A 25,704-nucleotide genomic window follows, 5' to 3' on the forward strand; every position below is an offset into this window, starting at 1 on the left:
TCAGTTTGACTTTACAGCTGTGATCGCCGTCGTGACGAAGGGCCGGCGTGTCATCGGCTTGCCAATGTTGGCGAAACCAGCCTGCCGCAACAGATCGCTGATTTCCGCTGCCGATCTGGCGCGTCCGGTTTGCATCGCGAGGCAATAAATCGCGAAATAGGCATTGCCAGCCCGATGCGGCTGCGCGCCACCTGTCATCGGTTCCGAAATCAGGATCTGGCCGCCGGTTGGAAGGGCGTCGTAGACGGATCGAAGAAGGGCCAGAACCGTATCATCCGCGTGATCATATAGCACCCTGAGGAGGCTGATCGTGTCCGCGCCTTCCGGCAAAAGATCATCCCTAAAAGACCCGGGCACAATTTTAGTTCGCTGACTGACCCCCAAGTCCGCAAACTGTTGTCTGGCCTCCGGGACCACCGCGGGCAGATCGAACAGAGTCAGTTGAAGATTTGGGTAGGCCTGCGCCACATGGCCAAGAAACGCGCCCGTGCCGCCGCCGACGTCCATAAGGTGCTCTGTTCGGTCAAGATTGACCAAAGACAGCGTGTCTTCAGCCACCAAAGCCTGACTGTCGGCCATAAGCTTTGAATAGGTCGCAGCCGCTGCCGGGTCCTCTGCCGCGCCCGCACCTAACACATACGGCCAGAACTGCGCGAGTTCCGTCTCTGTCTCCCCTCGGAAGAAGGCCACCGGATCAGCGAGATCGCGATAGAGCACGTCATGATGCGCGATCATCCCCTTCAGCCCCGGAACGCCACTGAGTGCTGCACCCCGGCGCGTCAGGGCATAGCCGCCGCGCTTTGATTTCAGCAGGTTCAATGACACCGAGGCGTCCAGCAGGATGCGCATTCGTTCTATCGGCACGCTATGCCGTACGCTTAAGCTGTCCAGTGATTGAGGCCCGTCCAACAGATCATCCAAGATGTCCAACTTGATCAAAGCTTGCAGGATTTGCGCGTGGCAAAAGCCTGCAACAATATCGAACATTTCTTCGCCCTCACGGCGCACAACGCCTTTTATCAAAGGCAATCGCGCCATACGGCGTTGGAACGTAGGCGAGGCAAATAGTCTATTAAACGAAAACCGCTTCCGGCTCGGGGCGGTTGGTTGGTTTAGCCCGATGTCAGACATTATTCGCCCGGAACGGACAAGCTTTCCCGCGCATCAGCTGGAACCAATTTATCGGCATAGGCCCGCACCATCTGCGCTAGAGCCGCTTCACCCGGACAAGCGGGAATGGACGCAATTGCGCCGGCGAGTATGTCGTCAAAACGAGCAACCGCCCCTCTGACGCCATAGGTCGCAACCGCATTGGGCCGCCCGTGCAAGTCATCCTGTCCGGCAGGCTTGCCCAGCATCTGTTCATCGCAAAGCGCATCGCGCAGGTCATCGGCGACTTGAAACGCCTCGCCGATGCGAGACCCAAGCTCTTCCCACGGCTCGGCTTCCTGCCCTGCTGCCGCCGCACCCATTTGTGTGGCCGCGATGAACAAAGCACCCGTTTTCGATTGGTGGTAGGCTGAAAGATCAATCTCCGTCTCGCTTTCCCATCCTTGGCCTGCGCAGATGCCATTGGGCATTCCAGTGCGGTTCGATAGTATGTCGATCAAGGCAACGGCGCGCTCTGGATCATGCACGGCAGCCTTGGTCAGAATCTGGAACCCCATTACGATCAGGCTGTCACCCGCAAGAACGGCCAGCGGTTCCGAAAACGCTTTGTGCAGCGAAGGCTTCCCACGCCGCACATCCGCATCATCAAAGCACGGCAAGTCATCATGCACGAGGCTGGCGCAATGGATAACCTCGAGCGCGGAAGCTGCGGCATCTGTCAGCTCTGGCTTGTCCTCACCACAAGCCATCGCCACCGACATCAAAATCGTCGGCCTGATCCGCGCACCACCGGGGTTGACGGCATAGTCCAGCGACGCGGCCAATCGCGCCGGTGCCATTCCGCCTTGACCCTTGTAAATCGCGTTTGAAACAGCGGTTTCAATCCGGTCTGCCATGCGCATGATGCTTCTCCGAAACCTCGATGTATTTACTAAGTTACATCATATGTGTAAATGAAACTGGACATATTTATGGTTCGAGTCAACACTCCCGTCGGGAGGTAGGCGTGATTTCAAACCAACGCATTGCTGTGATTGGGGCTGGCATCGGAGGATTGGCGGCCGCTTTGCGGTTGTCTCATTTGGGGGCGCAGGTCGATGTTTTTGACATACACGATAGCCCCGGGGGCAAGATGCGAACCTTACCGTCGAGTGCGGGGCCAGTGGACGCCGGACCAACAGTTTTGACGCTTATCCATGTGTTTGAACGCCTCTACGCCGATGTTGGCGAGGATTTCCACCAACACCTCAACCCATCACCCCTGCACGTTCTCGCCCGCCATTTTTGGGAGGACGGGACCGTTCTGGACCTGACCATCGATCCAAGAGAGAACCACGACACCATCGCGCAAGTGTTCGGAGCAGAAGAGGCAAATCGTTTCCTAAAATTCGATCAAAGAGCAAAGCGCTTGTTCGATGCTTTTGACCTTCCGATGATGCAAAAGGCCGCGCCTGATACGCTGGGTATGGTCAAAACCGTCGCCGCTAAACCGGGCCTTGCCTTCGATATGGCGCCGCACCTGAGCCTCGCTGGTCTGTTGAAGGGCAGCTTCAAATCTCCGCATCTTCAGCAACTCTTTGGCCGCTACGCCACCTATGTCGGCGGATCGCCTCTGCAGTCGCCAGCGCTACTGAGTTTAATTTGGAACGCGGAGGCGCGGGGTGTATGGACACTCAAAGACGGTATGAACGCTTTGGCCCAGAACATGATGAAACTCGCACAGGATCGTGGTGCCCAGTTTCATTTTGGCACGCCCGTGAAACGGGTTGTGCAGCAGAACGGACGGGTGACTGGCATTGAGACCGCAGGTGGGAAGACCAACGCCGATCTTGTGGTGTTCAACGGTGATCCGCGCGCCCTGATCGAAGGGGCTTTAGGGCCATCGGCGCAAGCCGCTGTCACGCCGGACGCAGTCGAACCGCGCAGCCTATCGGCTTACGTCCACGCCTTCAGCGCAGCTCCCAGCGGTGCCGAGCTGAGCCACCACAATGTATTCTTCAGCAGCGTCACTAATGCGGAGTTCAGCCCCCTGGCCAAAGGCGAACGCCCAACCGACGCGACGCTATACCTCTGTGCGCAAGACCACGGCACCGTCGCCGCCGATGCGGAACAGCGCTTTGAAATAATCATGAACGGCCCCCCTGTTGGCACCGACCCAGGCAAGGAGAAAGACACATGTCAGACGCAGATCTTCGACCGGTTCCGCACGTTCGGACTGTTTTTCGACCGAAGGCCGGGGCCGGACACGCTGACGACACCGGCGGAATTCAACCGGCTTTTCCCGCAGAGCCTCGGGTCACTCTACGGGCGGAGCCCGCATGGGCTGACCGCCGGAATGAAGCGCCCGCAAGCCAAGACGAAGGTGCCGGGGCTGTACCTCTGCGGGGGCGGGGCGCATCCGGGGGCGGGGATACCGATGGCCACACTCTCCGCCAAGCACGCGGTCGACGCGATCTTAAACGACCTTTCTTCGATCTCGACGTCCCCTCAAACGGCTACGCATGGTGGTATATCGACGGGCTCAGCCACTGCGGCACCAAAGCCATCTCTGTCATCGCGTTCATAGGGTCTGTTTTCTCTCCTTGGTATGCGTGGACGGGTCGGAAAGATCCGGCCAACCATTGCTGCATCAACGTCGGCACCTATGGCAAAGGCGGGCGGTTCACGATGACCGATCGCGGGCGGAGCGCGCTGCGAACCAGCGCCGATACCTTTGAGGTTGGTCCGAGCAAGCTACATTGGGACGGTGAAAAACTGATTATTGATATTGATGAGATCAGCAGCCCTCCGATCATCAGCCGCGTGCGCGGGCGCATCACGATCACCCCCAAAGCGCTGACCGAGGTTGAACTACCATTGGCAAATGACGGGACGCACGTTTGGCGCCCCTTCGCCCCGCTGTCGGATATTCAAGTCGATTTGGAAGCGGACGGTTGGCAATGGGATGGCCACGGGTATTTCGACGCCAACTTTGGCACACGCGCCTTAGAGCAGGATTTCAACTATTGGACTTGGGGCTGTTTCCCACACAGCGCAGGGGCAACGGCGTTTTACGATGTCACCCGCCGCGATGGATCGACTTTCGAAACCGCGATCCAGTTCAATCCCGATGGCGCGGCTGAGCATGTCGACGCGCCACCGCTGACCCGTTTCAAGAACTCGCTTTGGCAAGTGCGACGCGAAACGCGCGCTGACAAAGGGGCGATGCCACATCAGCACCTCAATATGCTCGACGCTCCGTTCTATTCGAGATCGGCCGTCAATACGCAGCTGAACGGGGAAGAGGTGACAGGCATTCACGAAGCGCTCGACCTCCGTCGCTTTGCATCACCCTTTCTAAAACCAATGCTGGCGGTCAGGGTGCCTCGCCGGTCGGGGTGGAGGTTCCCAACGTGATCACCTCACCGCCGGCGGCTTTCGCATCTTCGGCGTCGTGCGTAACCATCAAGACCGGCAGGTTCCGGTCCATCGCGCGCGCAAAGACCAGCGACCGCACCTGCGCTCGGCGATCCGCATCCAGCCGCGAAAACGCTTCATCCAGAAGCAAAGCACAGGGTTCGGATAGCAACATCCGCATCAAAGCCACCCGCGCTTTTTGTCCGCCAGAAAGCGTCGCCGGATCGCGATTGGCGTAGCCTTCAAGACCCACCTCGGCCAGTGCTTCTTCGATCTTTGCCGTCCGCTCCGCCTTGCTGCCACCGGATGCCAGACCAAAGGCGAGGTTTGCACCAACCGATAAATGCGGGAACAGCAGATCGTCCTGAAACAAAATCCCGACCCGCCGCTTGTCTGGGCGCACTTCCGTGATGTCGTTGCCGTCCAACACAATGCGACCCTCTCCCTCAAAGGCAGGCGCAAGCGTACCCGTGATGAATGACAACAGTGTCGATTTCCCGATGCCTGACGGCCCCATGATCGATAGCACTTCACCTGGTTCGATTTTGCGTGAGAGCGACAAAAGGACATTGCCGCCCTTCCGAATGGTCACGTCTTTCAGTTCTAAACCATCATGCATGTCTCAACCCTCTTCGGTTCCGCCATGCCAGCGCGGGGATCAACAAGGCGAGCGCAAATGGCAGTAGTGCGGCACTTGTCTGCATCAACCCGTAAACCCCAATCGCGCGGCGGTCTCCGCCTGACGATAAAGCAACCGCTTCGGTGGTTAGGGTTTGAACGCGCCCGCCACCGATCAGAAGCGTCGCCAAATATTGCCCTACTGAAACTGCAAGCCCCACCGCGGCGGCTGTCAGGATGGGGCGCAATAACATTGGCACCCGCACGCGCCACAACACACCGTCGGGGCTTGCCCGCAGCGCAGAGGCGATGGTGCCGATCCGCGTGTCCCAAGCTCTGAATGGGTCTGCCAGTGATAGAAAGACATAGGGCAAAACAAACACCAAATGCGTGGCCATCACTGGCACGCGCCCGACATCGACGCCGATAGTTAACATGAAGGTTTGAAGACCTGGAAGAAACGCCGTCTGCGGCAAGAGCAAGGGTAAGTAGAGCAGCCAAATTCCTCGATTAGAGAGCCTCAACCCATAGCGATATTCCGCTTCCAAACACCCAATCGTCAGGATCAAAGCCGCGAGTGTGACAGGGACGGCGATGGCGGCTGTCTCGCCCACGGCTTCCAAAACACCTTCACTGTGCCGCATCCAGTTTTTGAAAGTGAAACTTTGAGGCAAAGCGTCCGGAAACCCCCAAAACCCCGCGAAGGACCACACCAGCAGGACGAGTAATCCAAGAAAGATCGCAAGGGCGGCGGCTGTTGCCAGCGCAAGCGAAATGCCTGCCGCCACGGTATCCAGTGCACCTCGATTGCCCTTTGCGATCCACATCATTCCGAGCCACCCAATGGCCCGCTCCCCCACGCGCCAAATCACCAAGGCCCCTATGACCAAACTCAATTGCAGCAAGGCCGCAGATGCCGCTTGCACCCGCAAAGCCAAATCAGGGTCCGCCATCCAGCGGACAATCTGAACGGAAAGGGTGCTTGGTGTGTTCGGGCCAAGGATCACAGCGACATCTACGACTGACATCGCATAGGCCAAGACGACGTAGACCGGCAGTCGGATTTGAGCATAAACGCGCGGAAAAACGGTTTTCAACCAACCCGTCACGCGCCCATACCCTAAGGCTGAGGCGATGGTGCGGGATCGCGCTGCCTCCGCCTGCCCCAAGGCGGCAAGCGTCATGAGCAAGAGAAACGGCACCTCTTTCACGACCAACCCTGTCGTCATTGCGAGACCCCATTGATCGTTCACGATCAAGAGGTCCGGCGGCCTGTCCCATCCGGTGAGCCACGGCGAGAACAGTCGAGACAGCCAACCCGATGGGGCGATCAGAAACGCCAACCCGAAGGCAGCGGCAGCATGCGGCACGGACAAGAGCGGCGATAGCAACCGCTCTAAGGTTTGAAAGGCTTTGGTGCCCGACCATCCGGCTGTGACCAGCATCACAATGCTCAGGGCAATCAGTGTGGAGGCAAAGCCTGTAAAGACTGATAGCAGAACACTACGCGGCAACCCCGGCCAATCGAGAAGCGATTGAAACCCGCTCAAGTTCGGCCCCGTCAGCCCCGCGACTGGAAAGTGACCAAACGCGGGCAAAACCGTTCCCCACAATCCGGCCAAAACCGGCCCGAGCATGACCAGCACGGTCAGGAGCGGCAAAGCGGGTAAGAATCTGTGCTTGGTCATCGAAAGAAGCCCCCCCGCGCAGAGGCGGGGGTGATGAGTTCTTATTCAGCAACGCCATAGCGTTCGACCCAATCATCCGCGATGCGGGTCATCCAGCTTGGGTGTGGCTCGGCCTGAGCAGTCCCCAATTCGGCAGGTGACAGCGTGGCGATGCCCAGCTCAAGACTATCGAACACAGCGCGATCTTCATCAGACAGCGCTGCCATGTTCAATACCGTACCGTAGCCAAGCACCTCAGGATCTTGCGCGCGGGCTTGCGCCTCTGGCGACATCAGGAAGTTGGCCACAACCATCGCGCCTTCTTTTGAGCCAGAGTTATACGGGATCGCGACGAAGGACGCGTTGCCGATGGTGCCTTTATCCAAAACAAATGTGCGCACAGTTGGCGGCAATTCATTATTAGCAATCGCGGTGGACGCCGAACCCGGGCTAAAAGAAATCGCCAGATCAACTTCGCCATCTGAGATCAGCTGGAACTGAGCGTTACCCGTTGTCGGATACGCGCGCCCCTGACGCCATAGGTTTGGCGTGAGTTCATCTAAATACGCCCAAAGCGGCGCGGTAACTTCGTCATAGCTGTCGTCGGACACAGGCGCCGCCAAAACAGACGCATCGGGCAGAATGTCGACCAAAACCTGCTTCAGGAACGTTGTGCCCAAGAAGTCAGGCGGCTGTGGGTATGTGAACCGACCAGGGTTTGCAGCAGCCCAATCTTGCAGCGCCGCCATATCCCCCAAGCGATCCGGCATATCGGCCGTGTCGTGGATAAACACCACTTGCGCCATGGCCCATGGGCTTTCGTACCCTTCAACAGGAACGGTAAAATCGGTTTGAACCGTCTTCCCTTCGACATCTACAAACTGCCAGTTGGGCAATTGCTCTGCGAATGGTCCAAAGAGCAGATCAGCCTCTTTCATCGCGCTAAAGTTCGCGCCATTGATCCAGATCATATCGATCGCGCCGTCGTCGTTTTCGCCGGCGTCTTTTTCGGCCACAACTCGCGTCACCGCATCGGACGTCGCAGAGAGTTTCACATGCTCAAGCGTCACACCGTAATCCTCGGCGACACGCGATCCGACCCAAGCAATAAAGTCATTGGTTGTGGTCGACCCACCCCAAGCATTCCAATAGACCGTCTGGCCATCTGCCTTCTCAGTCACAGCGGCCCAATCCGCAGGATCGGTATCTGCCAGCGCAGGAAGTGGGGCCAACAGGGCAGCCAAAATTGCGAGGTGTTTCATAGTGAGTGGTCCTTAGTCAGTGAAAGTCTTCTGCGCCCCGTAGATGCGCAAGATTGCTGTCGCAAAGCAAAGCGTGCCGAAGATCCACGCTAGCGGTGCGAAGTATAAGGGGAAAAGGCAAAGCAGGACGAAAAACCCGATGGTTTCCGTACCTTCCAATAGCCCGTTGGAATAATAAAGCGACTTTTGTCCTTGCGCCGTTGTTTCGATGTCGTGTTTTTCAGCGAGGATTGCAAAGCCAAGAAAGCTGGAGCCGTTGAAATAGAAGGACAACAGCAAGAATGCGCCCGCAATCGCATTGGCGCTTGGGTCCATTACAACAAAGGCGAAAGGGATCGCACCGTAGAATAAGAAGTCGCAGGCAATGTCGAGATAGCCGCCAAAATCTGTCTTTTCCGTCGCGCGCGCAACGGCGCCATCCAAGCCATCAGCTATACGGCTCAAGAGGAGAAACACGAGACCCCAACCGGTCGCGCCAAACGCGATAAGCGCCGCGGCAACAAGACCAAGCGCCAAGCCAGCCAATGTGACACCGTTTGCCGTTCCGCCCATCGACGCGATCTGGCGTCCAATGGCGTTCAGCGGCGTATCAATCAATTGTCGCGCATAGCGATCTAGCATGTAGCGGCGTCCTTGTTCCGGAGGCGTTGTGACAGATCGGTATGCTTTGACGCAATCACCCTGACGAGATCGTGACTACTCTGTTGCAATTCGCGGTCGGCCGCGCGCAAGAACTGTCATATCTGCACTGATGAACATTTCGGCGTTCTCGATCTCTGCTGATTTCTTATCGACGGAGACGCTGAATTGAGGGTCATCAACGCCAGAGGCCGCGGCATCTTTGGCAACACTCGCGCGCAACTCCTCTTCAAGCGCGGCAAGGGCCTCGTCTGCTTCGACAAAATTTTGTGGACCTGAAAGAAGATGCGCCGCCACCCGCCCCAGACCAGCACCCGTGACGGTTCCTTTGGCCTGCATCGTCACATGACCGACAACGGCTCCAATCGCATTGGCCACATCAGCATGATCCGGCACTTTCATGGTCGTGCCCAGCCTGTCTCCAACAGCGCCATAGTAAGACTTCGCCGACGCCCCTAATCCGATCACTGGCACTGCAAGCGAAACCTGCGTGTTCACAATGTCCGAATGCGCATCCAGTCCAGCCATCGTCAGCGGATGACGCGCCAGCTCCGCCGCAGGCAACTCAAAATCCCGCCCATCTTCGGAAAAGGCACTTTGCAAGATGCAATCCGTGGTTTGATGCGTCACCTGATCTATGATCATCCGGGCCAAGGCCTCAGGCGTTTCCGCCAGCTTATCGCCACCGCCGGTCCGTTGCCGCGCGAATAAGGTGAGCGCTTTATGGGCCGCATCCCGATCCCAACTGTCCGAAAGCCCCAACATATGAGCTGCATCAGCGGGCGTCACACCCGCCTCTATCACCAATCCACGCGTGACAAGCCGACCCAGCGCTGGCCCTTCGATCCGAGAGGTCACCGCCTCCCCCAATCGGATCGGACCGGACCGCAAACGCTCTGCAATCGCAGCTTCACGCTTGTCCAAGCCATCGGGCGCGGTATCCGACCAAAGCGGGATCACAAAGCGCCCGCCATCAATCATCGGCAGATCGCTTGCCAGACCGCGGTCATAAACTCCATGCACCAGTTCCGGCGCTTGTGTCGCCAACAATGAAATCGGCATGATCCGCCTTGGCCCAAGCCGTAAACCGATCTTCAATCCCGCATCGACATGCACTTCGCTGTCACCGCCCAAGCCAAACGTACGCATCGCGACCGCTTCGACCATGGTGCGATATGGACCAACTCGTGCGCCTTGCGGGTCAATCTGCGGTCGACCATCGCGCAGCAAGCACACATCAGTCGTCGTCCCACCGATGTCACTGACCAAAGCCGTGGTTTCATCCGTCAACCAGCGTGCTCCCTCAATAGAAGCCGCCGGACCGCTGAGGATCGTTTCAATCGGTTTCCGCCGCGCAAGTTCCGCCGAAATCAACGCACCATCGCCCCGCACAACCATCAACCGAGCCGTAATCCCAACGGCATTTAAATGCGCTTCGCAGGCTTTGATCAGCCTATCGATCATACCAATCAACCGCGCATTCAAAACCGCCGTCAGCGCGCGTTTTGGCCCGCCCAGCGCGGACGACAATTCATGCGAACACGTGACTGGAAGGCCAGTCACCTCGCGCAACACTTCCCGCACGCTTTCCTCATGCGCGGGGTTGCGCGTCGCAAAGTGGGACGCAACCGCAAAGCCGGTTATGCCCTCGGGCAATTCCGCCACCTCTGATCGCAATTTGCCCAAATCGAGTGGCGCCTGTTCGCTTCCCGCATGGTTGTGACCGCCCGCAAGCGTGATCAACGGATCTCCGCCAAGTGCGTCTTTCAATCCGTTTCGTTCGAATTCTGCATCATCAAACCCGATAAAGATCAACGCCACACGCCCGCCTTGGCCTTCAACCAACGCATTCGTTGCCAAGGTGGTTGAGAGAGACACCAAACTCACTTGGTTCGCGGGAATTTGCGCCTCCGCTAGAGCTGCATCAATCGCGCCACTTACCCCAATCGAAAGATCAGGCCGCGAGGTCAGTGCTTTGCCTTTAGCAATGACGGCTTGCGTCGCATCATCAATGACAACAGCGTCCGTATAAGTGCCGCCGGTATCCACGCCCAAAAGGTAAGCCATCACTGATCCTGTTCAGAATTGCTAGACCAAAGACTAGTGCTGAGGCCGCGGAAAACCGCTAAGAAACCGACATCGAAAGATCAATGACCGTCGCTTACGGAGCTTTAAGTTTTTAGCGTTAGTGGTTTTGCATGGCAGGCTTCTTCAAATACGTCTTTACGTGCTGTGCAGTCATAATTGCGTCTGCGGGTCCGGGCCGCAGCGAAAACTGGCTTTTGGTACAAACCAATGTCTTCCCGGCGGGATGCCCGTCGTTGGTTGATTGCATCGATGCCTCAACTCAAGAGCTGCGTAACCTTATGGCTTTGGACCCCGAGGAAACCACTGCATTCTTGGACGTGATCGCGCAACTGTCAGATGTTGAGGACATCCCCGATCTGCCTGCGGCATCGATGCCTGCCGACTTTCCCTTGATGGACATTGTCCCCCGCCTTCAAATGTTGGAGGTTCAGGGAAAAGAGGATGCCTTACGCGGATTGCCGGGCATTTACTTCGATGCCGCGCGCGTCGCCGGCGACGGATTGCCTGAGGTTTTTGCCTCCTATTTCACTGACATGCTGACGACCGCTGGAATCCCCGTCTTGACTGAAGAGGAGGCTTTGCTTTTACCAGGGGCGGCGCGCATGTCCGTCAGTCTTTCGCTGACACGGGATAATGCAGGCTGCATCTTTCCCTTTCGGGCGTCGTTGTCCCTTAAGGAAGAGGTGGTCCTCGTGCGCGACCCATCGATCAAGCTGGAAACCACGACGTGGAGCATGAGCGTCGCGCAGAATTTTACGAACACGAATTTCACTGCTGAAATGGCCCTACGAGATGCTGCGCAGCGATTTATCGACGACTACAAAAACGCGAACGCAATTTAGAAGTGAAAAGGCTCCACGATGGTTCGGCGCCCCAAGGTAAGCGCGTCGGAAACATGGATCATCGGCGCAAGATCGACATCCGACTGGCCTGACTGCACAAGTTCGGCCATCCGATCATAGAGCGCTGGATATTCCCTGTTTTCGCCCACGTCGATCGCTTCGCCACCAATGGACAACAGGCTGCCACCAGCATCCAAAATCACGTCTCCATCCGCAGTTTGCACTTTGATCTGCCACGTCTGCGGCCCCTCTTGCCGCCAATCCAAATCAGCACTCACATTGCCTGAAAACTTCAGTTTGGCAGCTATCGGGGTCTGACGGTTTTCGGGGAACTCAAGCTCTGCCGAACGCAAGAAAACCGCTTCAGGAAGGATTTCGGTCAAGATCGACAAAGCATTGATCCCCGGATCGAAAACCCCCATGCCACCCGGTTCAAACACCCATTCTTGTCCCGGATGCCAACGGCGCACATCTTCTTTCCAGACGATCTGAGCACCTAAAACGTTGCGACCAGCCAGCCAATCCTTCGCTGCAGCCACACCGCAGGCCATCCGACTGTGCCAAGTTGCAAACAAGCAAACGCCTGCCTCCCCCGCCAGCCGCTGCAATTCCTGCACCTCGGCAATCGTAGCCCCGGGCGGTTTTTCGAGCATCACATGCCGGCCCGCTGAAATGGCCGCTTTCGCATAGTCAAACCGCGGCACCGGCGGCAAACACAGTGAGATCACTTCAATCTCGGGCCGCTCTACCAACATCTGAGCAAAATCCTGATAGGCCGGAACCCCATTGACCGTTCCAGCCCTGCTGACCGTTGCGGCCAAGTCCCAATCCGCACTTCCGGCAATCGCTGGCACATGCTGATCCTTGGCGATCTTCCCAATTCCAACAAGACATATCGGGGCAGTCATCGGAGGCTCCTTCTTCGCTTGAACCGGCCATACTCCGACCAGAACTCACCTGCAAATCCAAAAAACATGTCGCTTTTCGAATAGCTTTGGTTGGTTTGGCATTGAGTTGCCCCCGCAACCCCAGCACGCTTTCCTAAATCGAGGGAGGTCAGAATGAACACCATCGCACATCACAACATGACCCACTACGCCGAGCGCACTGATTTGGCCGCTGCCTTTCGCTGGACCGCAAGGATGAACCTGCACGAAGGCGTCGCAAACCACTTTAGCTTTGCAATCAACAATGATGGGACGCAGTTCTTGATGAACCCCAACCAGATGCATTTCTCCCGCATCAAAGCCAGCGATCTGATCACGGTCGACGCCAATGATCCCGACACTCTGAAAGAGCCTGACGCGCCGGACCCAACCGCATGGGGCCTGCATGGTGGCATTCACCGCCTTGTGCCGCACGCGCGGTGCGCGATGCACGTGCACTCGATCCACGCAACCGTTTTGACCAGCCTGAAAGACAGCCGCCTGCCACCGATTGACCAAAACTGCTGCACCTTCTTCAATCGCTACGTGATCGATGAAGACTACGGCGGATTGGCATTCGAAGAAGAGGGCGAACGCTGCGCGACCCTGTTCACCGATCCAAAGAAACGCGTGATGATCATGGGCAACCACGGCATTCTGATCATCGGCGAAACCATCGCGGAAACCTTCAACCGGCTCTATTACTTTGAACGCGCCTGCGAGACCTATATTCGCGCCCTACAAACCGGCCAACCGCTGCGTGTGATCCCCGACGACATCGCCGAAAAAACCGCACGAGAGTTGGAGGAATACCCAGAACAAGACCAGCGTCACTTGGCAGAGCTTCGGGCCATCTTGGACGAAGAAGGGTCCGACTATGCCCACTAATAAGGACTGGAACTATCATCCCGATCTGCCGCTCCAAGACCCGTCGATCTTTTCGCGCCCGACGGATGCAAAGTTCCTCTCCGGTTGGTTCGCGCGGAACTGGTTAACCCTCTCAGAACGGGTTCTGATGCTGATCCTTGCGGTGGCAGCCTACTACACGCTTTACCCCAGCCTCGCCTCAGCGCAGAGTTTCGCACCAGGCTGGATGCTACAAATCCTCATCGCCAACTACATCTTGGTGATCGCCGTCGCTGGAGGCCTGCATTGGTATTTTTACATCAAGCGCGGTCAAGGCAAGGATCTGAAATTCGACCACCGCGATCAAACGCGCAACAATCGCAACTTCAAATTTTCAGATCAGGTTAAAGATAACATGTTCTGGACCTTGGCGAGCGGCGTTCCCCAACTGTCGGCCTTTCAAATCGTGACCTATTGGCTGATGGCGAACGGCTACGCGCCGACAATTACATTCGCGTCAAATCCGATTTGGTTCGTGTTGGCCATAATTCTGCTGCCAATCTGGTCGGCATTTCATTTCTATTGGGTGCATCGGTTTCTACATGTGCCGTTCATGTACACGCGGTTTCACGCGCTGCATCATCGCAACATCAACATCGGCCCATGGTCCGGCTTTTCGATGCATCCGGTGGAGCATCTGCTCTATCTCTCGACCTTGTGCATCCACTGGATCGTCGCCAGCCATCCAATACACGTGATCTACCACGTGATTTACCAAGGGCCGGGGGCCGCGATGACTCACACCGGCTATGAAGATTTGTTGGTCAAAGACAAACGCAAGCTGGCGCTGGGGACGTTTTATCACACGCTCCACCACAGGTATTTTGAGTGCAACTACGGCAATCAAGAGATGCCTTGGGATCGCTGGTTTGGAACGTTTCATGACGGAACTGCCGAAGGCACGGCGGAGACGCGTGCGCGGAAAAAACGGATGTATTCCTAGCGTTTGCGAGAGCGAAATTCGCAACGGTAGGTTCGCGCCCGATCCCAAGGGCGGCTTGAAACTTGCTCCGAATTCACTGCAAAGAGCCAAAGGTTCAAACCCTTGCTTGTCTCGCTATTTCGCGCCCGCCCTGGGGGGGTGGGGTCGGGCGCGAACCGGATCGCAGGCGATCCGGAGGCGAAACGCAATGGACTGAGCTTAGGCTCCCCAGCCTAGCGTTTCCGAAAGGACAGAAGCGCTGCAAGATCGTCGCGATGATCCTCATCCGCGCGGTCGTCGTAAATCCGGAAATCGCGCAGCTTAACATCAGTGATCTTGTCCGACAGATCATCAATTGCTTGAGCAAAGCCGAGGTTCTCGTAGTGCTGTCTATTCACTGAAAGGGCAAAGACTGCTCCGGTCTCTGCAATGTCCAACAACGGCACCAAACCCTCCGGACCAACATGGCCGTGGGTAAACGTGCCTGCGCTGACCACACCTTGATACCTGTTCGGCGTATCAATCGGTTGCGTGACATCCGCGACAATCAAATCGCGATATACCCCTTTGGACCGCGCGACATCCAGCATCCCAGCCGATAGATCGACGGCATCAATCGGCCCGATCTGAGCCCTTGCGAGGAATTCGGCCACCAATCCGGTGCCCGCGCCCACATCCAACACCGGCCCCTTTCCGCCTAGTCCGATGAAACCCAGCGCCACCTCACGCGGCGATTGATAGCCCTGCGCTTGGCCAAAGCCTGTGTCATAGCTCTGCGCCCATTCCTCATAGAGCGCTTCAACTTGCGCATTTGAGGTCAGCGCATAGGCCGATTTCAGATCTGGTTCGTCGCTCATAGCGAAAATGGTACCACAGACTTGCGACTTCGCAATCTCTGCGGCACGAAGGGCTCCATGGATAAGACACTGCTTTCATTCGGCCACGGCTATTCCGCCGCAGCCCTCGCCCGCATTCTCGAACCACAGGTGTGGCGGATCATTGGCACCTCACGCTCTGAGGACAAGCTCTCGACATTTATGGAGGCCGGTGTCGAACCGCGCCTTTGGCCCGGTGCAGATATGACGCCTGCACTGAACGCGGCGACGCATCTATTGATCTCTCCCGCACCGACAGAAGCGGGTGATCCCGTGCTGGCACAATTGCGCGACGAAATCACCAAACGCGCCGATCAGTTCGAGTGGGTCGGCTATTTGTCGACCACGGGCGTATATGGCGATCATTATGGCGGTTGGGTTGATGAAAACAGCCCGCTGACGCCAGCCACGAAACGCGGACAACTTCGCGTCATGGCCGAAGGGGAATGGGGTGCGATCCCGAACCTGCCGCTGCATATCTTCCGCCTTGCTGGTATCTACGGTCCGGGACGTGGCCCGTTTTCCAAGGTGCGCAACGGCACGGCCCGTCGGATCATCAAGGAAGGCCAAATCTTCAGCCGCATCCATGTCGAGGACATTGCGCAGGTCCTCGCCGCTTCAATCACGCAGCCCAATCCGGGCGCGGCCTATAACCTGTGCGACGACGATCCCGCCCCACCGCAAGACGTCATCGGATACGCGGCAGAACTGCTCGGGGTACCCATCCCAGAAGCCGTGAACTTCGAAGACGCAGATCTCTCGCCCATGGCACGCAGCTTCTACGCCGAAAGCAAGAAAGTGCGGAACGATAAGATCAAGAACGAGCTAGGCGTTACCTTGAAATACCCTGACTATCGCACTGGCCTTAGGGCGCTACTGGCGCAGGAGACCTCCGCCTGACCAACCAAGCGATGCCTGCAAAGATCATCAGTAACACCAATGCAATCACCATGTTGGCCCCATAAAAGATCAATCTGTCCGACAATTCCATGTTGTTCAGGAACGGATAGGGAATGCCAGATGTCACGGACCCTTCTGGTTTGTCGTTGTTCCAACTGACCAAGGTTTCGCCCCACGTCAGATAAAGCGTAATCACGCCTGCCAACCAAGCAATCGCCGCTGGAATTTTGCGGAATGATTTGTGGATAAAGATGGCATCGATCCACTGCAACAATGGCCCCAAACCGTGAAGATAAAGCTCAAGGTAGAACTCCCCCAACTCACCATCTCGGGTCACGGACATCGGGTCCGCGAGGAACAAGCGCCAATAGAGAAACACAACCATCGCATTGATCACCGAGGTCATGGCGACAAAGCCATCCCACCGTTTCTCGCTGCGTCCTTCCATCAAAGCCATCATGCGGCTGGCCGCAAAGAAGGACAGGAACAAGGCCCAAATCGTCAGATACCGAAACGGGCCGCCGAATTCACTGAAGTCCGACAGAAACAGCGTTCGGATGCAAAAGAACCCCGCCAAAAGGAACACGATCCAACGGTAGATTAGAACTGGTTTTGATGTCATGCGTCTCTCCCTTCGCAGACCTTCTGCGATGGCGTGATCCCGCACCAGCATAACCTAACGTCAGATCAACGCTTGCGTTGTAGGCTAGGTCTTCGCATATGGAAGACAAGCAACCATAGGGATGAGGCAGACCGTGCGCGCACAAGTAGCAGAGTTCATGGACAGCGCATTGGCGCGCAACACGATCATCGGCGTCATTGTCTTCAACGCGATCATTTTGGGGTTGGAAACCTCTCCGGCGGTGATGGCGCGGTTCGGGGGCATCCTGACGATTGTCGATCAAATCTGCCTTTGGATTTTCGTTGTGGAAATCCTTTTGAAACTCTACGCACACCGACTCGCATTCTTCAAAAACGGCTGGAACATCTTTGACTTTATCATCGTGGGTATCGCTCTGGTGCCCGCAAGCGAAGGCTTCTCCGTCCTCCGTGCCTTGCGCATCTTGCGCGTGATGCGCGTGATGTCCGCCGCCCCATCGCTACGCCGCGTGGTCGAAGGGTTCATCACCGCGCTGCCCGGTATGGGCTCGGTCTTTCTGTTGATGGCGATCATCTTTTACATTGGTGCTGTGATTGCCACGAAACTCTTCGGCCCCGACTTCCCACAATGGTTCGGAGACTTGGGTCAGTCGGCTTATTCTCTGTTCCAGATTATGACGCTGGAAAGCTGGTCCATGGGCATCGTGCGCCCTGTGATGGAGGTTCACCCCTACGCTTGGGCCTTCTTCGTCCCCTTCATCATGGTCACGACCTTCGCGGTGGTGAACCTACTCGTCGGTTTGATCGTGAACTCGATGCAAGACGCTCATTCGGAAGAGGATAACGCGGCGACGGATGCGTACCGCGATGAGGTCATGGCGAAGCTGGAGGCGATTGAGAAGCGGTTGGAGGAGCGCGGCTAACAGATTTTCGACGCGCAGAACGGTCTGGAATCAAGCCGAAGGCGCCGGACCAACACCTGCCCGTCCCGGCGGGCTGGTGTTTTGGTTGCCGTCGCTGACAGAAGTTCTGTGGAACGTGCTTGGTAGCCATTAAGTGCTGTCGCTTAAAAATTGGAACACCATCCCACGGGCAGGAGTTGGTCCTGTATGGTGCTTTGCAAGAGGCACCTTATTAAGTAATGATAACAGCCATACTTTCGAACAAAGGCCTTTGTTTTGAGAAGACTGTTATCATTCGCCGTAGTTGCCACTGTCGCTTCCTGCTCCGACACTTTCACTCCGCTCATGGCACCAACTGGAACAATCCCAGCCTCGAAATTGGTTACCCTGTTTAACAACACATGTCTCGCTCAGTATCCGGATGTTCAAGCAGTCAGAACGACTTTTGAACGAGCTGGGCTGAAGGACATTACTTACGAGGAACAAGATCCAGCCCTCGGAAATTGGATCTATTCAGATGACGACGGAGAACTAAGTGCCACTATCGGAACAACCGTAGTTCATTGGAGCGGGCTCGGTGGTGGTGGTGTCGAATATGATTCGAGATGCGAAGTTAGTGGAATCCTCATTAATCCTGAGTCAATTGATCTTGCGTTAGAAGACCTTGGCACTTCGCTGGAACTAGACACGACACGAAATTTTAGCTTCGATAACCAAAATCGTCGTGGCGGGATTCTGGAACATGATGGAGCTCGTTATCGAATACACTTTGGCCAGCCAATTAAAGTTAAGAGAGCTCAAAATGGCGAAATTCCTTTAGAATGCAATGGAGTAGATCGTTGTCGAGTTTGGGATCGGGCACGTTTGACTATTCGCCCAACCGACCAGTAAAGCGACGATGTATGTCGTCGAGCTTGCTTCCTAAGCCCGCTTCCCCAGCACATCCACGCCCAATACCTCAAGCACCTTCGCTTCGATGTCCTCAGCGTTCAGCCCCGCCACCGCGTACATATCGCGCGGGCTGGCTTGGTCGATGAACGTATCCGGCAGCACCATCGACCGGAATTTCAACCCGTGATCAAACACGCCTTCATCGCTCAGCAACTGCGCGACATGGCTGCCAAACCCACCGACGGCACCCTCTTCCACAGTGATCAACGCCTCATGATCCGCCGCCAACCGAAGGATCAAATCGCGGTCCAAGGGTTTTGCAAACCGCGCATCGGCCACCGTCGGGGTCACACCTTTCGCTGCCAAAGACTCACACGCTGCTTCAACCTCTTGCAGCCGTGTCCCGAACGATAGGATCGCCACACCGGACCCCTCTCGGATCATCCGGCCTCTGCCGATTTCCAATGGCTCCGCGTCCTCAGGAATATCCTCGCCGACACCTTCGCCACGTGGGAAACGGAACGCGCTCGGCCCGTCTTCATAGGCCGCCGCCGTCGCAACCATGCGCACCAGTTCCGCCTCATCGGCTGCGGCCATCATCACCATGCCGGGCAGGTTGGTCATAAAGCACACATCAAACGCACCCGCATGTGTCGACCCATCGGCCCCCACCAGCCCAGCGCGGTCGATGGCAAAGCGCACGGGCAATCGCTGGATCGCCACATCATGCACCACCTGATCGTAGCCGCGTTGCAGGAACGTCGAATAGAGCGCGCAAAACGGTTTCATCCCACCCGCCGCCAAAGCCGCCGCAAACGTCACCGCGTGCTGTTCTGCAATACCAACGTCAAAACAACGAGAGGCATAGCGTTCCATAAATTTGTTCAGCCCCGTGCCATCCGGCATTGCAGCCGTAACGGCACAAATCTTGCTGTCCTCCGCCGCCATCTTCACCAGCGTGTCGGCGAAGACGGACGTATAAGATGGCGCATTGGACGGTGCTTTCTTCTGCTCGCCGGTCACAACGTCGAACTTTCCAACGCCATGCCCACGATCCCGCGCAGCCTCTGCCGGCGCATAGCCCTTGCCCTTCTTCGTGATCGCGTGGATCAAGATCGGCCCCGTCGCGCGTTGTTTGACAGTACGCAGCACCGCCAACAGCTGATCCATATCGTGCCCGTCAATCGGCCCAAGATAGCTAAAGCCCAACTGCTCAAACAACGTCCCGCCAACGGTCATATGCTTGACCATATCCTTGGCCCGCTTCGCCCCTTCACGGAACGGTTCTGGCAAAAGCGACACCGCCCCTTTCGCCGCCGCCTTCAATTCCTGAAACGGCTCACCCGCGTAAAGCTGCGACAGATAAGACGACATCGCGCCCACCGGCGGTGCAATCGACATTTCATTGTCATTCAGGATCACGATCAGGCGCTTTTTCAGATGCCCCGCATTGTTCATCGCCTCATAGGCCATGCCCGCGCTCAATGCCCCGTCGCCAATGACGGCAATCGCATCGCCACCTTCGCCGCCCAAATCGCGGGCAACCGAAAAACCCAAAGCCGCCGAAATCGAGGTCGATGAATGCGCCGCCCCAAACGGATCGTACTCAGACTCAGACCGCTTGGTGAACCCACTCAACCCATCCTTCTGCCGCAAGGTCCGAATGCGATCTCGCCGACCTGTCAGGATCTTATGCGGGTAACACTGATGCGACACGTCCCAAATGATCTTATCCTTGGGCGTATCAAAAACCGCATGCAAAGCGACGGTCATCTCAACCACGCCAAGCCCGGCGCCCAAATGCCCGCCGGTGACAGACACCGCCGAGATCGTCTCCGCCCGCACCTCATCCGCCAACTGCGACAGCTGCGCAACTGACAACACCTTCAAATCAGACGGTGCCGCGATGGTATCCAGCAAGGGTGTGATCGGTCGGTCCATAGGCCTGCCTTTTACTTTGAGCGGCTCACAACAAATTGGGCCGCTTCGCGCAGAGTTTGCGCATCATTCCCATAGGGACTTAGTGCCTCACAGGCCTCATCCACAAGTGCCTGAGCGCGACGTTTGGCCTCATCCAGCCCCAAAAGCGAAACAAATGTCGCCTTTCCGGCTGCCTCATCCTTCTGCGTCGCCTTGCCGACCTCGGCAGCGTCGCCTTCGACGTCGAGAATGTCATCGGCGATTTGGAAGGCCAGACCCAAAGCATCGCCATAAGTCTTCATACTCTTTTCATCAGCTTCCGCTAAAATCGGTCCCGCAATGCATGACCATGTCAAAAGAGCACCCGTCTTCGCGTTTTGGAGCGATGTGATCTCATCAAGTGTCAACCGTCCGCCACTCATCTCAGCGGCTATATCTGCGGCTTGTCCGCCAACCATTCCTCTTGCACCAGCAGCAAAGGAGAATGTTGCAATTAGTCGACGCAAAACTTGAACCGAACCGCCAGTCTCAGAAACAAACTTAAACGCATCTGCTTGCAAAGCATCGCCCGCCAAAACTGCAGTTGCCTGATCCCATTTTACGTGCACGGTGGGTTGTCCCCTGCGAAGATCATCATCGTCCATGCAAGGCAAATCATCATGGACCAACGAGTATGCGTGCAAACACTCTACGCCTAGAGCAGCTCTTAGTGAGCGACCTTCAGAAACGCCATGCAATCTAGATGACTCCATAACCAGAAAGCCACGCAACCCCTTACCCCCAGCAACCGAATATCGCATTGCCGCAGTCAATTGTTCACTCAGCGGTGAGTAAAGCAGCGTTTCCATTTCGTGTTGAACCAAGAAATTTGAGCGCGCCAAAGCGTCCTGAAAATCACTCATCCAACGGCGCAGTCCCAACCGGCTGCCCTGACCCATCCAAAGTGATCTTCGCAACCTTCTCTTCCGCTTCCTTCAGCTTCGCCTCACAACGCGCCTTTAACGCCGCCCCACGTTCGTACAACGCGATCGAGTCGTCCAACGCCACATCGCCGCGCTCCAACTGACCGACAACGCTCTCCAACTCGCGCATCGCGTCCTCGAAACTCAGCTCATCCACATTCACGTCGCTCATTTGCTGCGCTCCTTCAATACGCTGACATGGGCAAGGGCCGAAGCGCCCAAGGCCTCCAGATCATAACCACCTTCAAGCGCAGATACCACACGCCCCTGACAATGCTCATCAGCCAGATCGCAAAGCTTCTCTGTGATCCACTTGAAATCATCCTCAACCAGATTGAGCCCTGCCAAAGGATCCGCCCGATGCGCATCAAACCCGGCTGAGATCATCAGCAACTCTGGCGCAAACGCATCAACCCGCGGCAGCACATCCCGCTCCATCGCAGCCCGAAACTCAACCGAGCCACAGCCCCCCGGCAAGGGAACATTCAAAATCGTATCATGCGGTCCGGTCTCATGCGTGGCCCCGGTCCCCGGCCACAACGGCGACTGATGCGACGAACAAAACAAAATGCGCGCATCATCCTCCACCAAGGCCTGCGTGCCATTCCCATGATGCACATCAAAATCGACAATCGCGAGGCGCTTCAGCCCATGATGATCCAGCGCATGTTTCGCCCCAATCGCCACATTGCCAAAGAAACAAAACCCCATCGGCGTCTCTTGCTCTGCATGGTGTCCAGGGGGGCGCATTGCGACAAAGGCATTGCCCGCCTCGCCCGACAAAACCGCATCAACCGCGCGAACAGCCCCGCCAGCGGCACGATAGGCCGCCGCCAATGATCCTGCCGACATATGCGTATCCGCATCCAAAGACCGCCACCCCTCCGAAGGGGTAGCTTCCTTAATCGCCGCCACATGATCCACCGTATGGACCCGCAACAAATCATCATCCGCCGCCATTGGCGCCTTAGCAGTCTCTAACTCAAGCGGAGCCAAAGACCCCAAAACAGCATCCAGCCGCGCCACCTGCTCAGGATGGCCCGGCGGCGTCACATGGTCATAACAATCAGGGTGGGTAATCAGAAGTGTGCTCATAGCCCCAAAAAGCCCGATTGAGGCCAGAAACACAATGACTCTTTTGAGCGAAAATACCTCCGCCGGAGGCAAAAAAATATCGTGCGTGGCCGGCAAGGCCACGCTCCGCTGCCCTAGTCGGGGGCGAGCATGTATCCCGCGCCACGCACCGTCTGCAAATACCGTGGCTGTTTCGGATCAGCCTCAATCTTCCGGCGCAAACGGGTGATCTGAACATCTACCGCTCGTTCCTGCGTCTGACCCCCGGACCGGCTCAGTTCTTCCACCAAACGCGCGCGTGTCATCGCCTCACCCGGAGCGGAAGAAAAGATCCGCATCAACTGGCTCTCAGTTGCGGTCAACCGCACAAGGCTTTCACCCTGCCACATCTCGCCGCGCGCAATGTCATAGCGAATATCACCAAGGTTCAACACTGTAGGAGCCACAGTCGTCGGTTCTGCCGCCGGAACCCGCCGCAAAATCGCATTGATCCTCAGCAGCAACTCCTTCGGCTCAAACGGCTTGGCAAGGTAGTCATCCGCCCCGGACTCCAACCCATTGATCCGATCATCCGTCTCGCCCTTAGCAGTTAGCAACAGGATTGGCGTCTCAATCTTACTGCGCAGATCGCGGCACAAAGACATCCCATCCTCACCAGGCATCATCACGTCCAAGACGATCAGATCGAACTCCAACCCGCTCAAGATCCGCCGCGCATGGGCCGCATCCCGCGCACTGCTCACCAAGAACCCATTGCGCACAAGGAACTTTTGCAAAAGCCCACGAATGCGCTCGTCATCATCAACAATCAACAGATGTGCGTCTTCAGAGTTCATTCTGTTCCTTCCTTCAACGTCGCATAATTCCGACGCATATCCTCATCCATCATGGCCTCCAGCACGGTCCGAAATCCCGCAACGGCCTCGGGCCCGGCCGATCGAAACGCCGCCCGCATCCGCGCCCTCTGCGCATCTGACAACGTCCGTTCCAGCGTTTCACCCGCCTCGGTCAGATGCAAATGTCGCTCACGACGGTCCTTCTGTCCAACAGTATTCGATACCAAACCGTCTTCGATCAAGGTGCGCAACACACGATTGAGCGATTGTTTGGTCACGCCGAGGATCGCCAAGAGGTTATTCACCGTCGTCCCAGGACTGCGATGAATAAAGTGGATCGCCCTGTGATGTGCCCGCCCATAGCCCTTTTCGGCCAGAATGCGGTCAGGGTCAGCGGTAAAGCCACGATAGGCGAAAAACATCGCCTCAATCCCGACACGCAACTGCTCGTCGGTCAGAAACAGCAGGCTTTGGCCCGTCTGCGACTGATTGGGTTGACCCATCGTCATGCCTCCCTGGTCTTTGAAACAGAATATGTCAGTGTTGTTGACATTCCAAGATCAAATGAGTAATGATTCTCACGTTTTGCGAAATTTTATGTCCGATACGGACCCAATATCGCAACAATTGCAAAAGGAGAGGCCCGATGGCTGCTTATGATGATCGCGATGGAAAAATTTGGTTTGACGGCCAGATGGTCGATTGGAGAGCGGCAAATGTGCATGTGCTGAGCCATGCGATGCACTACGCCTCTTCCGTGTTCGAAGGTGAGCGCGCGTACAACGGCAAGATTTTCCTCAGCCGCGAACACTCCGAACGCCTGCATTTTTCCGCCGGTGAGCTGGATTTCGAAATCCCCTACACCGTAGACGAAATCGAGGCCGCAAAGGCTCAAGTTCTGCAGGTCAACGGCCTGACCGACGCATACGTGCGCGCCGTTGCATGGCGTGGCGCGGGCGAAGATATGGGTGTCGCCTCTGCCCGCAACCCGGTCCATTTGGCCATCGCAGCGTGGGAATGGGGCAACTATTACGGCGATGCCAAGACCAAAGGCGCGAAAATCGACATCGCCAAATGGAAACGCCCGTCGCCCGAAACCATCCCCGTGCACGCCAAAGCCGCCGGCCTTTACATGATCTGTACAACGTCGAAACACGCCGCCGAAGCCAAAGGCTGCTCCGACGCCCTCTTCATGGACTGGCGCGGTTACGTCGCAGAATGCACCGGCGCGAATATCTTCTTTGTGAAGGATGGCGAAGTACACACGCCGATGGCAGATTGCTTCCTCAACGGCTTGACCCGTCAAACAGTCATTGGCCGGTTGAAGGAAAAACAGATCAAAGTCCACGAACGCGTCATTATGCCGAACGAGCTGGAAAGCTTCGAACAATGCTGGCTCACCGGCACCGCCGCCGAAGTTACCCCTGTCGGCCAGATCGGAGATTACAACTTCGAAGTTGGATCACTGGTTCTGGATGTGGCGGATGATTATGAGAAGTTGGTGCGGGCTTAGCGAAACCAAAAATTGACAAATTATTCGTCAAGACTCATATATGAAGTGATTGGCCCCAAGGCAGTACGTGTTGGTCCTTGCGATCTCGACCGACACCGATCCCTTGGGGCTTAATTTATTTGAGTATATGACAAAAGCAGCAATATTGATTGACGGTGGGTATCTCCTAAAGAGACTTCCAACGGTTTGCCCTAATATCGACAATAAAGATCCCGTAGCGGTCGCAACGTCGATTTCTAGATTGGTGACGGCCCACCTAAAGGCTCAAAACAAAGTTGCCCGCGCTGAACATCCTCGTTCATTGTTGTATCGCGTTTTCTACTACGATGCTCGTCCGTACCTCGGTAAGAGCTAGCAACCGATAAGCAATACGCCAATTGATTACTCGAAGACGGAAGAGGCCGAGTTCCGATTGGGCTTGTTCGCGGAACTACGCCGCCGAGCCAATACGGCAGTCAGGCTAGGCGAAGTGAGAAAAGAAAGAAGCTGGGTTCTTTTAGAAAGATCGCAGAAACAACTTCTTCAAGGAAAGAAAACGGTTGAAGATTTAGCCGACGATGACTTTGTCCCAGGACTCCGCCAAAAAGCCGTCGATATGAGAATTGGGTTAGATATCGCGTCGATCACCTTAAAGAAACAAGCTGATACCATCATATTGGTTTCTGGCGATGCAGATTTTGTACCAGCTGCAAAGCTGGCCCGGCGAGAGGGCGTTAAAATTGTTCTCGATCCATTGTGGCGAAGCGTTGCGGACGACCTTTATGAACATATCGACGGAATAAAGAGCGGCTTTCCAAAACCAAAACGGAAAGAAGATTAGCCTCCACCTTTTCCGATGCGTTCCATTTCAGTTAG

26 protein-coding genes are annotated in these 25,704 nt (G+C 56.4%); 10 read left to right on the plus strand and 16 right to left on the minus strand.

What is annotated here, in order from left to right; all coding sequences use genetic code 11:
* Together BUA85_RS10240 and BUA85_RS10245 are read right to left on the minus strand one after the other, a co-directional pair.
* Window positions 1-1,131: a methyltransferase gene (locus tag BUA85_RS10240; protein ID WP_072900826.1), complete on the minus strand. Its 1,131-nt coding sequence runs from the start codon at window positions 1,129-1,131 to the stop codon at window positions 1-3.
* Window positions 1,131-2,012, minus strand: a complete 882-nt coding sequence (locus BUA85_RS10245) for a polyprenyl synthetase family protein (RefSeq protein WP_072900827.1) — start codon at window positions 2,010-2,012, stop codon at window positions 1,131-1,133. Before BUA85_RS10245 ends, BUA85_RS10240 begins: the two co-directional genes overlap by 1 nt.
* Before the next feature lie 104 nt (window positions 2,013-2,116).
* Here BUA85_RS10245 and crtD point away from each other — a divergent pair, with 104 nt between their 5' ends.
* Both crtD and crtC read left to right on the plus strand, forming a co-directional pair.
* Complete coding sequence (gene crtD, locus BUA85_RS10250) at window positions 2,117-3,676, plus strand: 1-hydroxycarotenoid 3,4-desaturase CrtD (protein ID WP_072900828.1); 1,560 nt, start codon at window positions 2,117-2,119, stop codon at window positions 3,674-3,676.
* On the plus strand, window positions 3,622-4,506 hold the full coding sequence (crtC, locus tag BUA85_RS10255; protein ID WP_072900908.1) for a carotenoid 1,2-hydratase: 885 nt from the start codon (window positions 3,622-3,624) through the stop codon (window positions 4,504-4,506). The genes crtD and crtC overlap by 55 nt, the downstream gene beginning before the upstream one ends.
* On the opposite strand, the gene BUA85_RS10260 is transcribed toward crtC, so the two are convergent.
* From BUA85_RS10260 to BUA85_RS10280, 5 genes are all read right to left on the minus strand, one after another.
* Window positions 4,466-5,125: an ATP-binding cassette domain-containing protein gene (locus BUA85_RS10260; protein WP_072900829.1), complete on the minus strand. Its 660-nt coding sequence runs from the start codon at window positions 5,123-5,125 to the stop codon at window positions 4,466-4,468. The genes crtC and BUA85_RS10260 overlap by 41 nt on opposite strands.
* Window positions 5,118-6,812: an ABC transporter permease gene (locus tag BUA85_RS10265; protein ID WP_072900830.1), complete on the minus strand. Its 1,695-nt coding sequence runs from the start codon at window positions 6,810-6,812 to the stop codon at window positions 5,118-5,120. Before BUA85_RS10265 ends, BUA85_RS10260 begins: the two co-directional genes overlap by 8 nt.
* Before the next feature lie 41 nt (window positions 6,813-6,853).
* Window positions 6,854-8,053 carry an ABC transporter substrate-binding protein gene (locus BUA85_RS10270; protein ID WP_072900831.1) on the minus strand — a complete coding sequence of 400 codons (1,200 nt, stop codon included), beginning with the start codon at window positions 8,051-8,053 and terminating at the stop codon, window positions 6,854-6,856.
* Window positions 8,054-8,065: 12 nt separating this feature from the next.
* Entirely contained in the window at window positions 8,066-8,674 is a 609-nt protein-coding gene (locus BUA85_RS10275; protein ID WP_072900832.1) for a CDP-alcohol phosphatidyltransferase family protein, read from the minus strand.
* 75 nt (window positions 8,675-8,749) lie between these two features.
* Window positions 8,750-10,759: a hydantoinase/oxoprolinase N-terminal domain-containing protein gene (locus BUA85_RS10280; protein ID WP_072900833.1), complete on the minus strand. Its 2,010-nt coding sequence runs from the start codon at window positions 10,757-10,759 to the stop codon at window positions 8,750-8,752.
* Window positions 10,760-10,890: 131 nt separating this feature from the next.
* Between BUA85_RS10280 and BUA85_RS10285 the strand changes: the two genes are divergently transcribed.
* The gene (locus BUA85_RS10285; protein ID WP_072900834.1) at window positions 10,891-11,622 is read left to right on the plus strand and encodes a hypothetical protein; all 732 of its coding nucleotides are present in this window, start codon (window positions 10,891-10,893) and stop codon (window positions 11,620-11,622) included.
* Here BUA85_RS10285 and BUA85_RS10290 read toward each other — a convergent pair.
* The gene (locus tag BUA85_RS10290; RefSeq protein ID WP_072900835.1) at window positions 11,619-12,530 is read right to left on the minus strand and encodes a Gfo/Idh/MocA family protein; all 912 of its coding nucleotides are present in this window, start codon (window positions 12,528-12,530) and stop codon (window positions 11,619-11,621) included. The genes BUA85_RS10285 and BUA85_RS10290 overlap by 4 nt on opposite strands.
* Window positions 12,531-12,683: 153 nt before the next feature.
* Here BUA85_RS10290 and BUA85_RS10295 point away from each other — a divergent pair, with 153 nt between their 5' ends.
* A complete protein-coding gene (locus BUA85_RS10295; protein WP_072900836.1) occupies window positions 12,684-13,436 on the plus strand; it encodes a class II aldolase and adducin N-terminal domain-containing protein in 753 nt (250 codons plus the stop codon).
* Window positions 13,426-14,397: a sterol desaturase family protein gene (locus tag BUA85_RS10300; protein WP_072900837.1), complete on the plus strand. Its 972-nt coding sequence runs from the start codon at window positions 13,426-13,428 to the stop codon at window positions 14,395-14,397. Before BUA85_RS10295 ends, BUA85_RS10300 begins: the two co-directional genes overlap by 11 nt.
* A 212-nt stretch (window positions 14,398-14,609) precedes the next feature.
* On the opposite strand, the gene BUA85_RS10305 is transcribed toward BUA85_RS10300, so the two are convergent.
* Window positions 14,610-15,233 carry a class I SAM-dependent DNA methyltransferase gene (locus tag BUA85_RS10305; protein WP_072900838.1) on the minus strand — a complete coding sequence of 208 codons (624 nt, stop codon included), beginning with the start codon at window positions 15,231-15,233 and terminating at the stop codon, window positions 14,610-14,612.
* A gap of 57 nt (window positions 15,234-15,290) precedes the next feature.
* Between BUA85_RS10305 and BUA85_RS10310 the strand changes: the two genes are divergently transcribed.
* Window positions 15,291-16,151, plus strand: a complete 861-nt coding sequence (locus BUA85_RS10310; protein WP_072900839.1) for an SDR family oxidoreductase — start codon at window positions 15,291-15,293, stop codon at window positions 16,149-16,151.
* On the opposite strand, the gene BUA85_RS10315 is transcribed toward BUA85_RS10310, so the two are convergent.
* The gene (locus tag BUA85_RS10315) at window positions 16,117-16,773 is read right to left on the minus strand and encodes an androgen-induced gene 1 family protein (protein WP_072900909.1); all 657 of its coding nucleotides are present in this window, start codon (window positions 16,771-16,773) and stop codon (window positions 16,117-16,119) included. The two genes, BUA85_RS10310 and BUA85_RS10315, sit on opposite strands and share 35 nt — an antisense overlap.
* A gap of 157 nt (window positions 16,774-16,930) precedes the next feature.
* Here BUA85_RS10315 and BUA85_RS10320 point away from each other — a divergent pair, with 157 nt between their 5' ends.
* Window positions 16,931-17,674: an ion transporter gene (locus tag BUA85_RS10320; RefSeq protein ID WP_242649044.1), complete on the plus strand. Its 744-nt coding sequence runs from the start codon at window positions 16,931-16,933 to the stop codon at window positions 17,672-17,674.
* A 324-nt stretch (window positions 17,675-17,998) separates the two neighbouring features.
* Complete coding sequence (locus tag BUA85_RS10330; protein WP_072900842.1) at window positions 17,999-18,544, plus strand: hypothetical protein; 546 nt, start codon at window positions 17,999-18,001, stop codon at window positions 18,542-18,544.
* Between the two features lie 30 nt (window positions 18,545-18,574).
* Here BUA85_RS10330 and dxs read toward each other — a convergent pair whose 3' ends face one another.
* From dxs to BUA85_RS10360, 6 genes are all read right to left on the minus strand, one after another.
* Window positions 18,575-20,485: a 1-deoxy-D-xylulose-5-phosphate synthase gene (dxs, locus tag BUA85_RS10335; RefSeq protein ID WP_072900843.1), complete on the minus strand. Its 1,911-nt coding sequence runs from the start codon at window positions 20,483-20,485 to the stop codon at window positions 18,575-18,577.
* A gap of 11 nt (window positions 20,486-20,496) precedes the next feature.
* The gene (locus tag BUA85_RS10340; protein WP_072900844.1) at window positions 20,497-21,366 is read right to left on the minus strand and encodes a polyprenyl synthetase family protein; all 870 of its coding nucleotides are present in this window, start codon (window positions 21,364-21,366) and stop codon (window positions 20,497-20,499) included.
* A complete protein-coding gene (locus tag BUA85_RS10345; protein WP_072900845.1) occupies window positions 21,359-21,598 on the minus strand; it encodes an exodeoxyribonuclease VII small subunit in 240 nt (79 codons plus the stop codon). The genes BUA85_RS10340 and BUA85_RS10345 overlap by 8 nt, the downstream gene beginning before the upstream one ends.
* The gene (locus BUA85_RS10350; RefSeq protein WP_072900846.1) at window positions 21,595-22,521 is read right to left on the minus strand and encodes a histone deacetylase family protein; all 927 of its coding nucleotides are present in this window, start codon (window positions 22,519-22,521) and stop codon (window positions 21,595-21,597) included. Before BUA85_RS10350 ends, BUA85_RS10345 begins: the two co-directional genes overlap by 4 nt.
* Before the next feature lie 113 nt (window positions 22,522-22,634).
* Complete coding sequence (locus tag BUA85_RS10355; RefSeq protein WP_072900847.1) at window positions 22,635-23,336, minus strand: response regulator; 702 nt, start codon at window positions 23,334-23,336, stop codon at window positions 22,635-22,637.
* A complete protein-coding gene (locus BUA85_RS10360) occupies window positions 23,333-23,839 on the minus strand; it encodes a MarR family winged helix-turn-helix transcriptional regulator (RefSeq protein ID WP_110559085.1) in 507 nt (168 codons plus the stop codon). Before BUA85_RS10360 ends, BUA85_RS10355 begins: the two co-directional genes overlap by 4 nt.
* Window positions 23,840-23,982: 143 nt before the next feature.
* Between BUA85_RS10360 and BUA85_RS10365 the strand changes: the two genes are divergently transcribed.
* Together BUA85_RS10365 and BUA85_RS16850 are read left to right on the plus strand one after the other, a co-directional pair.
* Window positions 23,983-24,849, plus strand: coding sequence for a branched-chain amino acid aminotransferase (locus BUA85_RS10365; protein WP_072900849.1), 867 nt, complete (start codon window positions 23,983-23,985; stop codon window positions 24,847-24,849).
* Between the two features lie 469 nt (window positions 24,850-25,318).
* Window positions 25,319-25,669 (plus strand): NYN domain-containing protein, encoded by a 351-nt coding sequence (locus BUA85_RS16850; RefSeq protein ID WP_207548141.1) that lies wholly within the window; start codon window positions 25,319-25,321, stop codon window positions 25,667-25,669.
* Window positions 25,670-25,704 lie beyond the last annotated feature (35 nt).

It is taken from the genome of Cognatiyoonia sediminum (assembly GCF_900129845.1).
Classification (GTDB): domain Bacteria; phylum Pseudomonadota; class Alphaproteobacteria; order Rhodobacterales; family Rhodobacteraceae; genus Cognatiyoonia; species Cognatiyoonia sediminum.